The 11986-nt window shown below is 70.1% G+C and carries 13 protein-coding genes; 7 read left to right on the plus strand and 6 right to left on the minus strand.

Annotated features, from left to right (window positions below; translation table 11 throughout):
• Positions 1 to 103: 103 nt before the first annotated feature.
• Both ACFQ4H_RS15045 and ACFQ4H_RS15050 read right to left on the minus strand, forming a co-directional pair.
• Positions 104 to 1138 carry a 2-oxoacid:ferredoxin oxidoreductase subunit beta gene (locus ACFQ4H_RS15045; RefSeq protein WP_377571382.1) on the minus strand — a complete coding sequence of 345 codons (1035 nt, stop codon included), beginning with the start codon at positions 1136 to 1138 and terminating at the stop codon, positions 104 to 106.
• Positions 1131 to 2978 (minus strand): 2-oxoacid:acceptor oxidoreductase subunit alpha, encoded by a 1848-nt coding sequence (locus ACFQ4H_RS15050; RefSeq protein ID WP_377571384.1) that lies wholly within the window; start codon positions 2976 to 2978, stop codon positions 1131 to 1133. Before ACFQ4H_RS15050 ends, ACFQ4H_RS15045 begins: the two co-directional genes overlap by 8 nt.
• A gap of 358 nt (positions 2979 to 3336) precedes the next feature.
• Between ACFQ4H_RS15050 and ndhC the strand changes: the two genes are divergently transcribed.
• Positions 3337 to 3717 (plus strand): NADH-quinone oxidoreductase subunit A, encoded by a 381-nt coding sequence (gene ndhC, locus ACFQ4H_RS15055; RefSeq protein WP_377571387.1) that lies wholly within the window; start codon positions 3337 to 3339, stop codon positions 3715 to 3717.
• Positions 3718 to 3766: 49 nt separating this feature from the next.
• On the opposite strand, the gene folP is transcribed toward ndhC, so the two are convergent.
• Positions 3767 to 4636: a dihydropteroate synthase gene (gene folP / locus ACFQ4H_RS15060; RefSeq protein WP_377571390.1), complete on the minus strand. Its 870-nt coding sequence runs from the start codon at positions 4634 to 4636 to the stop codon at positions 3767 to 3769.
• 137 nt (positions 4637 to 4773) lie between these two features.
• Between folP and ACFQ4H_RS15065 the strand changes: the two genes are divergently transcribed.
• The 4 genes from ACFQ4H_RS15065 (at position 4774) to ACFQ4H_RS15080 (ending at position 7250) form a co-directional block, all read left to right on the plus strand.
• On the plus strand, positions 4774 to 5418 hold the full coding sequence (locus tag ACFQ4H_RS15065; RefSeq protein ID WP_377571393.1) for a DivIVA domain-containing protein: 645 nt from the start codon (positions 4774 to 4776) through the stop codon (positions 5416 to 5418).
• Positions 5415 to 5984 carry an SRPBCC family protein gene (locus ACFQ4H_RS15070; RefSeq protein ID WP_377571396.1) on the plus strand — a complete coding sequence of 190 codons (570 nt, stop codon included), beginning with the start codon at positions 5415 to 5417 and terminating at the stop codon, positions 5982 to 5984. Before ACFQ4H_RS15065 ends, ACFQ4H_RS15070 begins: the two co-directional genes overlap by 4 nt.
• Before the next feature lie 62 nt (positions 5985 to 6046).
• Positions 6047 to 6637 (plus strand): DNA-3-methyladenine glycosylase I, encoded by a 591-nt coding sequence (locus tag ACFQ4H_RS15075; RefSeq protein WP_377571399.1) that lies wholly within the window; start codon positions 6047 to 6049, stop codon positions 6635 to 6637.
• Between the two features lie 4 nt (positions 6638 to 6641).
• Positions 6642 to 7250 (plus strand): hypothetical protein, encoded by a 609-nt coding sequence (locus tag ACFQ4H_RS15080; protein WP_377571402.1) that lies wholly within the window; start codon positions 6642 to 6644, stop codon positions 7248 to 7250.
• Positions 7251 to 7385: 135 nt separating this feature from the next.
• On the opposite strand, the gene ACFQ4H_RS15085 is transcribed toward ACFQ4H_RS15080, so the two are convergent.
• Both ACFQ4H_RS15085 and ACFQ4H_RS15090 read right to left on the minus strand, forming a co-directional pair.
• Positions 7386 to 8177, minus strand: a complete 792-nt coding sequence (locus ACFQ4H_RS15085; protein WP_377571405.1) for an enoyl-CoA hydratase-related protein — start codon at positions 8175 to 8177, stop codon at positions 7386 to 7388.
• Positions 8174 to 8998 carry a PaaX family transcriptional regulator gene (locus ACFQ4H_RS15090; protein ID WP_377571408.1) on the minus strand — a complete coding sequence of 275 codons (825 nt, stop codon included), beginning with the start codon at positions 8996 to 8998 and terminating at the stop codon, positions 8174 to 8176. The genes ACFQ4H_RS15085 and ACFQ4H_RS15090 overlap by 4 nt, the downstream gene beginning before the upstream one ends.
• Positions 8999 to 9190: 192 nt before the next feature.
• Here ACFQ4H_RS15090 and ACFQ4H_RS15095 point away from each other — a divergent pair, with 192 nt between their 5' ends.
• Together ACFQ4H_RS15095 and ACFQ4H_RS15100 are read left to right on the plus strand one after the other, a co-directional pair.
• On the plus strand, positions 9191 to 9358 hold the full coding sequence (locus ACFQ4H_RS15095) for a DUF3117 domain-containing protein (RefSeq protein ID WP_007455245.1): 168 nt from the start codon (positions 9191 to 9193) through the stop codon (positions 9356 to 9358).
• A gap of 157 nt (positions 9359 to 9515) precedes the next feature.
• Positions 9516 to 11015, plus strand: coding sequence for a leucyl aminopeptidase (locus tag ACFQ4H_RS15100; RefSeq protein WP_377571411.1), 1500 nt, complete (start codon positions 9516 to 9518; stop codon positions 11013 to 11015).
• A gap of 192 nt (positions 11016 to 11207) precedes the next feature.
• On the opposite strand, the gene ACFQ4H_RS15105 is transcribed toward ACFQ4H_RS15100, so the two are convergent.
• A complete protein-coding gene (locus ACFQ4H_RS15105) occupies positions 11208 to 11831 on the minus strand; it encodes an O-methyltransferase (RefSeq protein WP_377571414.1) in 624 nt (207 codons plus the stop codon).
• Between the last annotated feature and the right edge of the window lie 155 nt (positions 11832 to 11986).

Raw genomic sequence — 11986 nt, forward strand, 5'->3', positions numbered from 1 at the left:
GAATGCCTACGGGCCCCGCGAATACCTCGCGAGACCCGTAGACGTCGATGGAAGCGGTAATCGCCAGTGTCCGACTCCCGGCACGGCAGCTACCTGTGTTGAGTCAGCTGATCGTCCAGGTGTCACCGGAGGCAAGCAGACCGGCCAGCTGTTCCTCCGGCGTACCGGTGGCCTTGGCCTTGGCCGTCTCGACCTGTGACTGGACGACCTCGTCGTACGACGGCCGCTCGACCTTGCGGAACACCCCGATCGGCGTGTTCCGCAGGTCGAGGTCGGGCAGCCGGGACAGCGCGAACGCGTACGCCGGATCGGCCACCGCCGCATCGTGCGTGAGGATCTCGTCGGGCGACACCGAGGCGGTCTCCCGTACCTCGAGACCGAACCCACCCGGCGGGTGGACGACGCAGAACTGCCCGTCCTTGCCGAAGGTGATGGGCTGGCCGTGCTCCAGCCGGATCAGGTAGTCGTCCCGGGTGGCCGGCTCCTTGAGCTGGTCGAAGGCACCGTCGTTGAAGATGTTGCAGTTCTGGTAGATCTCCACGAAGGCCGAGCCCTTGTGCTCTGCCGCCGCCCGCAGGACCGACTGGAGGTGCTTGCGGTCCGAGTCGATGGTGCGGGCCACGAAGGTGGCCTCCGCGCCCAACGCCAGCGACAGCGGGTTGAATGGCGCGTCCGCCGAGCCGACCGGAGTCGACTTGGTGATCTTCCCGACCTCGGAGGTGGGGGAGTACTGCCCCTTGGTGAGCCCGTAGATCCGGTTGTTGAACAGCAGGATCTTCAGGTTGACGTTGCGGCGTAGCGCGTGGATCAGGTGGTTGCCGCCGATGGACAGCGCGTCACCGTCACCGGTCACCACCCAGACCGACAGGTCCGGGCGGGACACCGACAGGCCGGTGGCGATGGCCGGCGCCCGGCCGTGGATCGAGTGCATGCCGTACGTGTTCATGTAGTACGGGAAGCGCGACGAGCAGCCGATCCCGGAGATGAACGTGATCCGCTCACGCGGGATGCCGAGTTCCGGCATGAACGACTGCACCGCGGCGAGGATCGCGTAGTCGCCGCAGCCGGGGCACCAGCGCACCTCCTGGTCGGACTTGAAGTCCTTGGTGGTGAGCTTGACAGCGACGGGCTCAGGCATTTTTCACGACCTCTTCCAGCATGGTCTCCAGCTCCGTGGACGTGAACGGCAGGCCGCGGACCTGGTTGTAGGCGATCGCGTCGACCAGGTAGCGGGCCCGGATCACGTGGGCGAGCTGGCCGAGGTTCATCTCCGGGATCACCACCCGGTCGTACGCCTTCAGCACGTCGCCGAGGTTGGCCGGCAGCGGTGAGAGGTTGCGCAGGTGGGCCTGCGCGACGGCCAGTCCCCGCTGACGCAGGGCCCGGCAGGCGGCGCCGATCGGTCCGTAGGTCGACCCCCAGCCGAGCACCAGGACACGGGCGTCGCCGTCCGGGTCCTCCACCTCGACGTCCGGCACCGGAATGGCCTCGATCCGGGCCGCCCGGGTACGGACCATGAAGTCGTGGTTGGCCGGGTCGTACGAGATGTCGCCGGTCTTGTCGGCCTTCTCCAGGCCACCGATGCGGTGTTCCAGTCCGGGCGTGCCGGGGATCGCCCACGGCCGGGCCAGCGTGGCCGGGTCGCGCAGGTAGGGCAGGAACGCCTTGCCGTCCTCGCCGTTGGGCTCGGTGGCGAACTCGACCGTCAGGTCGGGCAGGGAGTCGACGTCCGGCAGCAGCCACGGCTCGGAACCGTTGGCCACGTAGTTGTCCGACAGCAGGATCACCGGGGTGCGGTAGGTGAGCGCGATCCGGGCCGCCTCCAGCGCCGCGTAGAAGCAGTCGGCCGGCGACTTCGGGGCGATCACCGCGATCGGAGCCTCACCGTGGCGACCGAACAGGGCCATGTTCAGGTCCGCCTGCTCGGTCTTGGTCGGCATACCGGTCGACGGGCCGGCCCGCTGCACGTCCACGATGACCAGGGGCAGTTCCAGCGCCACGGCCAGGGAGATGGTCTCGCCCTTGAGTGCGACACCGGGACCGCTGGTGGTGGTCACCCCGAGGGCGCCACCGTACGACGCACCCAGGGCTGCGCCGATCGCGGCGATCTCGTCCTCGGCCTGCATGGTGGTGACGCCGAACCGCTTGTGCTTGCTCAGCTCGTGCAGGATGTCCGACGCCGGGGTGATCGGGTAGGCACCCAGGAACACCGGGAGCTTCGACCGTACGCCGGCGGCGACCAGCCCCAGCGACAGTGCCGCGTTGCCGGTGATGTTGCGGTAGGTGCCCGGCTGCATCCGGGCCGGGTTGACCTCGTAGCGGACCGCGAAGTCCTCGGTGGTCTCGCCGAAGTTCCAGCCGGCCTTGAAGGCGGCGATGTTGGCGGCGACCAGTTCGGGCCGGGCGGCGAACTTGCGCTCCAGGAACCGGATCGTGGAAGCGTACGGCCGGGAGTACATCCAGGACAGCAGGCCGAGGGCGAACATGTTCTTGGCCCGTTCGGCGTCTTTCTTGGAGACGTCGTGCTCGGCCAGCGCGCCCACGGTCATCGAGGTCAACGCGACCGGGTGCACCGAGTAGCCGTCGAGTGACCCGTCCTCCAGCGGACTGACCTGGTAGCCCACCTTGGCGAGGTTGCGCTTGTTGAACTCGTCCGTGTTGACGATGATCTCCGCGCCCCGGGGCAGGTCGACCAGGTTGGCCTTCAACGCCGCCGGGTTCATCGCGACCAGGACGTTCGGCGAGTCGCCGGGGGTGAGGATGTCGTAGTCGGCGAAATGAACCTGGAAGCTGGACACCCCGGGCAGGGTGCCGGCAGGGGCCCGGATCTCCGCCGGGAAGTTCGGCAACGTGGAGATGTCGTTACCGAGTTGGGCGGTTTCCGAGGTGAATCGATCTCCGGTGAGCTGCATGCCGTCGCCGGAATCGCCAGCGAAACGGATGACCACTCGATCCAGCTGCCGGACCTGTTTGGTCACAGTCGCACCTCGCTCCGCTCGGCTCCGCCCTGATGGGGGAGCCCGACGGTGACCTCGCGCTGCTCGGTCACATGACCTCCTTGAGCACTGGCGGCGGCGGGGTGACATGCTCGCGGCCCGCTCTGCCCTTCACCCCAGAGCCTACGTCGAATCCTTAGGCAATCCTTCCCCGAGGGCCGCTGTGTGGGACGGAAGAATAGGGGTATTTGCCGGCTATCTTGTGCTCGGTACACCTGTTGTCGTAATCGAGATCACCACACGGCGATTGCTGATGCCCGCGATCCGTCGGCCGATGCCGGCAAACCGACCCGGATCGCGCTCTGCCCGTACCCCGGTTCCGACCGGTAGGCTGCCGGCCATGAGCGGCTATCTGGGGTCCTACGCGACGCTCGGGATCCTGCTGCTGGTCGGTGTCGCGTTCTTCGTTGTCGCGTTCGCCGCCAACCGGCTGCTCAGGCCGGCCCGGCCCGCAGACCCGGTGGGCAAGCGGGCGACGTACGAGTGCGGGCTCGATCCGGTCGGCGGCGACTGGGCGCAGATGAACATCCGCTACTACGTCTACGCGTACCTCTACGTGCTGTTCGCGGTCGAGGCCGTCTTCCTCTTCCCCTGGGCGGTGGTCTTCGACCGTCCCGGGTTCGGCCTCGTCACGGTCGCCGAGATGGGGATCTTCGTCGCAGTGCTGGCGCTGGGCATTCTCTACGCTTGGCGCAAGAACATCCTTCGCTGGACAGAGTGATCGGAAAGGAACCTTCCACTACGGCTCAGGCCAGCCGGCCCGGTACGGCTCAGGCCAGGGCACGGCGGGACACCGCCGGCGGACGGCTCCCCCGGATCGAGGCGACCATGTCCAGCACACGCCGCGTCTGCCGTACCTGATGCGCCCGGAACACCCGGGCCCCCAGCCAGGCTGACACGGCGGTCGCCGCCAGCGTCCCCTCCAGTCGCTGGTCCACCGGCAGGTCGAGGGTCTCCCCGACGAAGTCCTTGTTCGACAGGGCGACCAGCACCGGCCAACCGGTGTCGGTCAACTCGCCCAGTCGACGGGTGATCTCCAGTGAGTGCCGGGTGTTCTTGCCGAAGTCGTGCGCCGGGTCGATCAGGATCCCGTCCGGTCGTACGCCGATCTCCACCGCACGCTCGGCCAGCCCGGTGACCGTCGTGACGACGTCGGCCACGACGTCGTCGAACGCCGCCCGGTGCGGCCGGGTACGCGGCGACAGTCCGCCCGCGTGCGAACAGACCAGGCCCGCGCCGGTTTCGGCGGCTACCTGGGCGAGTACCGGGTCGACGCCGGCCCAGGTGTCGTTGAGCAGGTCCGCCCCGGCGGCCACCGCCTCGGTGGCGACCTCGGCCCGCCAGGTGTCGATGGAGATCACCACCTCCGGGAAGGCGGCCCGGACCGCGGCGATGGTGCCGACCGTACGGCGGATCTCCTCGGTCACGTCGACCTCGGTCCCCGGCCCGGCCTTGACCCCGCCGATGTCGATGATGTCCGCGCCCTCGCTGACCGCCTGTTCGACGGCCCGCAGCGCGGCATCTTGGGCGAAGGTGGCACCCCGGTCGAAGAACGAGTCCGGCGTACGGTTCACGATCGCCATCACCGCCAGGTCGCCCGGTGCGAACTCACGTCGACCCAGCCGTAACGTCCCCGTCATCGGAGCCCTCCCTAGCTTCCACCCGATCCGGTGATCCGACGCTAGCCCGAGGCCGGCACGGATGTGGTGAGGCGATTGTGACGGTGAGCGGGGTGGCGGGGTCGCTCGGCACCCCATTGCCGTGCCACGATCGCCTCATGGGTCAGTTCCTGCTCCTTGTGGCCGTGGCATTGACGGTCGCGGCGATCGTTTTCGGCGTCACGGTGCTCGTGACCGGCGGTGATGCGGGCCTGGTGCCGGCCGAGCCGGACGGTCGGTCGGTACCGCTACCCGGTGGGCGGCCACTGGTGGAGGGGGACGTCGCCGATGTCCGTTTCGACACTGCCGTCCGTGGGTACCGGATGGCCCAGGTCGATCAGGCGATGCGACGGGCTGCCTACGACATCGGCTACAAGGACGAGTTGATCGGTGTGCTGGAGGCGGAGGTCACCGCGTTGCGTGAGGGGCGGACGGCCGACGCGGAGGCGCTGTTCCAGGCCCGGCTGGCTGCGCTCGCCCCGGGCGGGAGGACACCCGGCGGTGAGGGCATCCCGGCCGGCGGCGATGTCCGGGTCAGCGGCGACGTCCGGGTCAGCGGCGACGTCCGGGCCAGCGACGGCGTCCTTACCAGCGACGGCGTCCTTACCAGCGACGAAGCCCGGACCAGCGACGACGTCCGGGCCGTAGCGGTCCCGACCGAGGCGCCGGCCCCGAACGAACCGGCGGCCCTGAACGAACCGGCCGCCCGTCCGGAGCAGTCGGACGGCGTGCCGGGCGGATCGCCGCGATCGGAGCGCGCGTGAGCGAGCCTGACCCGCGTGTAGGCGAACCGGGCCAGGGCGAACCCGGCCAGGGCGAACCCGGGCAGGGCGGGACGGACCAGGGCGGGACGGACCGCCTCCGGGCAGCCGCCCAGCCCGGTGCCGGCGAGGTCACCGCGACGGTCATCGTCAACGCGTCGGCCGAGCGGGTGTTCGCCGGGCTCACCGCCTGGGAACGCCAGTCCGACTGGATTCCGTTCACCCGGGTGCGGGTGGTCGAGGGCGACGGCGGCGAGGGCAGCCTGGTGGAGGCGATCACCGCGATCGGCCCGGCGATGGTGCGGGACGAGATGCGGGTGGTCCGGGTCGACGCGCCGTACGAACTCCGGGTCGTCCACTGCGGACCGCTGTTGCGCGGTCCCGGGGTGGTGCGCTGCACCCAGATGGACCGGGACCGTACCCAGGTGGTCTGGCACGAGTGGTTCCACCTGCCCGGTGGCGCAGCGGGCCGGGTGACCTGGCCGGTGCTGTGGCCGGGGTCGAAGTTCGGCCTCACCCAGGCGCTGAAGAAGTTCGCCCGGCTCGTCGAACGGGGGGCCCTGCCCTGACCACCGACGACGCGATCGGCCCGGACGACACCGCTGGCGGTCGGCCGCCTACGGTTGGTGTCGTGACAGATCTGGTGATCGGGGCGGATGGGCTGGCCCGCTGCGGGTGGGGGGCGAGTACGCCGGACTACGCGACCTACCACGACGAGGAGTGGGGGCGGCCGGTACGCGGCGACGACGCTCTCTATGAACGGCTGACCCTGGAGGCCTTCCAGTCGGGGCTGTCCTGGCTGACCATCCTGCGCAAGCGGGAGGCGTTCCGGGCGGCCTTCGACCAGTTCCACATCGCCACCGTCGCCGGCTACGGCGAGGCGGAGGTGACCAGGCTGATGGCCGATGCCGGCATCGTCCGGAACCGGGCGAAGATCGAGGCGGCGATCGCCAACGCCCGGGCCGCCCTCGACCTGCCGGACGGGCTGGCGGCGTTGCTGTGGTCGTACGCCCCCGAGGCGCGGGCGGCCCGGCCGACCTCGTTCGCCGAGGTGCCGGCGAGCACCGAAGTGTCGACCGCGCTGGCCAGGGCGCTGAAGAAGCGCGGTTTCCGGTTCGTCGGTCCGACCACCGCGTACGCCCTGATGCAGGCCACCGGAATGGTCGACGACCACCTGGCCGGCTGCCACGTGATCCGTACCGCCGAACCCGTGATGGGATAGCGACATGACCGAGGGAATCAGCCGGATCGGCACCTGGGCCGTGCTCCTGCCGACCGCGCGGTACGAGGCGGAGCGGCTCTTCCACCACGAAACGCTGGAACTGACCGGCTTCGAGGACGGGGCGTCCCGGCCGGTCCCCGGGGACCAGGTCCTCGTGGTGGTCGAGGCGGAGGACTCGAAGAGTCCGCTGGTCGTTGCGCTGGGACGGGTCGCCGGTTCGCCGGGCGTGGAGACCGACCCGGACGACCCGCAGTCCGGTCAGCTCGAACCGCTGCCGCTCGTCGTGACGTACACCCACCGGGCCTTCGACGAACCGGTGCCGGCCGATCAACTCGTCCTGACCGGGCCGGCGACCCTGATCGACACGGCGACCTACCGTGAGCTGGCCAACCGGATCGGCCCGGCCCCCGACCGGAGAGGCTGGCTGGTCAGCCTGGACCTGCCGATCGAGGCGTCGTCGCCGGCTGAGGCGGTGCGAATCTTCTGGTCGTACGTGATGGAGTTGGGGCCGCGTGAGCTGCCCACGTTCGTGTCACCGGTCGGGAACGAGCTGGCCATGCAGGCGTTCGTGCTGGGGGTGGAGGCCAACCAGGACCCCGAGGAGGACGACTGAGGGGTTGGGAAGGGCGCCTGCGTCAACAGGGCACCCATGATGGCCGGGCGGCGGCCTGGCGACGCCTGGTCGCCAGGCACCGGGATTCACGGCAGGATCCGACGAGAAGGGCCCTCTCGAACACCCTTACCGCGCTCAGTGGCCCTCGAAGACCGGCTTCTGCTTGTTCACGAACGCGGTGGTGGCGGCCCGGTGGTCGGCGGTCGCACCGCAGATCGCCTGCGCCCGCGCCTCGGCGGCCAACGCCTCTGACAGCGTGCCGGCGTCGCCGACCGACAGCTGCCGCTTGATCGCCCCGTAGGCCACCGTCGGGCCGGCCGCCAGCCGGGCGGCCAACTCCTGAGCGGTCGGCAGCACCTGCTCGTCGTTCTCCACCCGACGGGTGAGCAGACCGAGCCGGTCAGCTTCGTCGACCGAGATCGGCTCGGCCAGCATCAGCAGCTCCACGGCCTTGGCGTGGCCGACGAGCCGGGGCAGCGACCAGGAGGCGCCGGTGTCGGCGGCCAGGCCCACGTTGGCGAAGGCCATCAGGAACCTGGTCCGCGGCCCGCCCACCCGGAAGTCGGCCAGGAAGGCCAGTGACGCGCCGGCACCGGCGGCCATCCCGCCCACCGCCGCCACCACCGGCTTGGGCAGTTGGGCCAGCCGGGAGGCGATGGGGTTGAAGTGCGTGTGCACGGTGTTGAGCGGGTCCTGGCTGCCCGACTCCAGCACCGCGACGTGTTCGCGCAGGTCCTGGCCGGTGCAGAAGTTGTTGCCCGCACCGGTGAGCACCACCGCCCGGCACGACCGGTCGGTCTCCAGTTCGGCCAGGGCCTCCCGGAGCGCCTCCTTCAGCGCCACGTCCAGTGCGTTCATCGCGGCGGGCCGGTTGAGAGTCAGGGTGACGACGGCATCGGTGCGGTCGACCAACAGCGGCTCGGTCACGAGGTTCGGCCCTTCTTTCGTACGGCTCGGTTACTGGCGTCGAGGCAACGCTCGACATACCGGTCGGCGGCTGGCCTCAGTCGGGCCGCGTGCCGATCGAAGAACGTCGCCGCGCTGGTGCCGGGCCATCGTTCTGGGAGCAGCGCCGGGGGTAACTGCGGGTCCCGGAACAGGAAGGTACGCCACGCGTGCACCAGCCGGAACCGGGCGGCGTACGCCTCCATGTCCCCCGTACGGGCAGTCACCGCCGCCAGCAGGGGCCGCTGCTGGGTTACGAAGTGTTCGTACGCCCTGCCGATCTCGTTGAGGTCCCAGGCCCGACGGACCAGGGCCATCGCCCCCGGTGTGCCGGCGGCGTGGGTGGCGTTGAACCGTTCGTAACGCACCCCGGCCTCGGTAAGCAGACCGTCGACGTCCTCGCCGGGCCGCGGCGCGACCCAGGTCTGCTCGTCGAGCATCCCGTAGCCGAGGAACGCGAGGTTGGCTCCGAGGCGCTGGCGGTCCCGGCGGGCGGTGGGGGTCTGCAACACGATCAGGTCGAACCGGCCGTCCCAGCCGACCCGGGAGGTGCGGTAGATCCGGGCGGCCGCTTCGTCCAATCGACGGGCTGCTTTCGGGGTGATTAGATATCCCGGTCCGGTGGCGAGTCGGAGCGGGCGCAGCCAGCCCTGACGCACCATCCGGGAGACCGCCGTACGCACCGCCGGGGGCGCGATACCGAGCGGAGAGAGCAGTTTGACCAGGGCGGCAACCGGTGCACGGCCACCCCGGGAACGGAGGTAGTCGCCGTACAGGTCGAAGAGCGCCGACCGTGCCTGCATGACCGCACATTGTGACAGGCCACCGCAAGATATGCTAGACGCTGTTACAGACGTGCTGGATCGGTTTGGGTTCGGCGGTGTTTATCAGGGAAAATCGTTGGTCGACACCGCGGGTCATGCGCGCGGTGACGCTGACGAAAAGTGGCTGTGGGGCAATCCACCGACCCTGCTGTAGGTCTGAGGGGAGACAACATGGCGGCGATGAAGCCGCGGACGGGCGACGGTCCGCTGGAAGTCACCAAGGAGGGCCGGGGCATTGTCATGCGGGTTCCGCTGGAGGGTGGTGGCCGACTCGTCGTCGAGATGACTCCCGACGAGGCCAACGCGCTCGGTGACGCGCTGAAGGCCGCCGCCGGCTGAGTGACCGATCACGGTCCGGCCGCCGGTCGGGCTTTGGGCCGTTCATCATCCCTGGGTCATCGACCATGTCGATGACCCAGGGTCTGCCCGGGTAGCCGGGTCGAGGGCATCTGCTGGCGCCCTTCCGTGTTGAAGATCTTTTGGAGGTACGGTCGGCGTGCTGGCCATTCGTCTCGTAGTCGATCCCGACGGCATCGACGCGCTCGCTCTACCCGTCCGTCCCGTCGAGGGGGCGGCCGACGGCGAGCCGCAGGTCGTACCGGTCGAGACCGGGCTGGCCGTCCCGACCGAGATCGTCACCGAGGTCGATGCGCTGCTGCCGCAGGTCGAGCACACCGGTGCGGCAGGTGTCGTATACCGGTCGATCCGGCCGGTGCAGACCCCGAGCCGGCTGTTGCTGGTTGGGATCGGTACCGGGGACGAAGCCGCCTGGCGGGCCGCCGGTGCGGCCGTCTACCGCGCCGGAACGCGTGAGAGTTCTATCACTATAGCGATGCCTGCCGATGTGGAGCCGGCTGCCGTGCGGGGGCTGGCCGAAGGGCTCTGGCTGGCGTCGTACCGGTTCCGGATGCCGGACCAGCCGGCACCGACCGGCGACGGCGCACCCGTCCTCGGTGAGGTGCTGCTGGCGGTGACCGACCCGGCTCCGTACGAGGCGGCGCTGGCCATCGCCCGGGCGACCGCCGAGGCCACCCGGTTCGCCCGGGACCTGACCAACACGCCGTCCTCGCTGAAGAGCCCGCAGTGGTTCGCCGAGCAGGTGGCCGCCGCCGCTGCCCACCACGAGGGGCTGACCGTCGGGGTGCGCGAGCCCGAGCAGCTCGCCGCCGAGGGCTTCGGTGGCATCCTCGCCGTCGGCTCCGGATCGGCACGGGGGCCGCGTCTGGTCGAGATCAGCTGGCGACCGGCGAACGCACAGACCCACGTGGTGCTGGTGGGCAAGGGAATCACCTTCGACACCGGCGGCATCTCGATCAAGCCACGCGAAGCGATGAAGCTGATGCGTAAGGACATGGGTGGGGCCGCCGCCGTCGTCGCGGCCACCATCGGAGCCGCCGCCCTGCGCCTGCCGGTGCAGATCACCGCGCTCGCCCCGTTGGCCGAGAACATGGTCAGCGGATCGGCTTTCCGGCCCGGTGACGTGATACGTCACTACGGTGGCCTGACCAGCGAGACGACCAACTCCGACGCGGAGGGTCGGCTGGTGCTGGCCGACGCCATGGCGTACGCGGTGGACCGGTTGGCGCCGGACCTGTTGATCGACCTGGCCACCCTCACCGGTGCCAACGCCGTGGCGCTCGGCAAGCGCACCGCAGCCCTCTACAGCGACAGCGACGAACTGGCCGAGGCGGTACTGGCCGCGACGACCGAGGCCGGGGAGAAGGCGTGGCGGCTGCCGCTGGCTGCCGACTACGTCGAGTATCTCGGCAGCGAGTTGGCCGACCTCTACAGTGCGCCGACCCAGGGGGCCGGCTCCGTCCTCGCCGCGCTCTACCTGCGGGAGTTCACCGGCAAGTTGCGTGACCGCTGGGTGCACATCGACATGTCGGCACCGTCCTGGGCGGAGGGCGACGCCGGTGAGCTGACCAAGGGCGCGACCGGCTGGGGGGTTCGTACCCTGCTGCGCTATCTGGGCCAGCTGTCCGAGGCGGGCTAGCCGGCAACCCGGCTCGTGGGCCGTTTTCGCCGACCAGCCGGCACCGGATCCGGCCGTTCCCCGGATCCGGCCGTTCCCCGGACCCACCGCCGGACCGCCGTCCCATGTGGACGGAGCAGCACGCGGTCCGGCCGTCGGTCCACGCACGTCGGGTTCCGGGGCGCGCCACTCCTACCGTCTGACGGCGGCCAGCTACCGTTTGACGGCGGCCAGCAGCCCTTCGCCGGCCGGCAACAGCGCGGGAACCCAGTCCTCCGACTCGCGTACCGACTTGATCAACTCTCGCGCCGTCACCGTCTCCAGGTCCCGCGCGGCAGGGTCGGCGATCCGCCCGCCGGCCAGCACGGCGTTGACCACGAGTACGCCGCCGGGGCGCAGCAGCCGCAGCGCCGCATCCACTCCGGCGCTGTTGTCGGTGGCCTCCGCGTCGATGAAGACCAGGTCGTAGACCCCGTCGGCCAGCCTGGGCAGCACGTCCAGTGCCCGGCCGGTGATGATCCGGGTACGCCCCGACGGGAAGCCGGCCTCCAGGAAGATCCGTCGGGCGATCCGCTGGTGTTCGGCCTCGACGTCGATGGTGGTGAGCACGCCGTCCGGCCGCATGCCACGCATCAGCCAGATGCCACTCACCCCGGTGCCGGTGCCGATCTCCACTATTGCCCGGGCGTTGCCGGCAGCGGCCAGCAGCCGGAGCGTCGCACCGGCACCAGGGGTGATGGCGTCGAGACCGACCTCGTGGGCGAGGCTACGGGCGGTGCGTAGGACGAGGTCCTCGGCAACGTACGACTCGGTGAACTGGAGTGCCTGGGTGGTCATCGTGTTGACTGACTGGGCGACCGTGGCGATGGGGCACCTCCGGGCAGCGGGGGGTCGGTGCGGGGTGGATTGCCAGTATGAGCCTAGAGGCGACCCGCATGGGATCGGCAGTCCTGTCATGTGGGCGTCAACCTGACCCGGGGGCAACCACTAAA

The organism is Micromonospora sonneratiae (assembly GCF_042679305.1).
Lineage (GTDB): Bacteria > Actinomycetota > Actinomycetes > Mycobacteriales > Micromonosporaceae > Micromonospora_H > Micromonospora_H sonneratiae.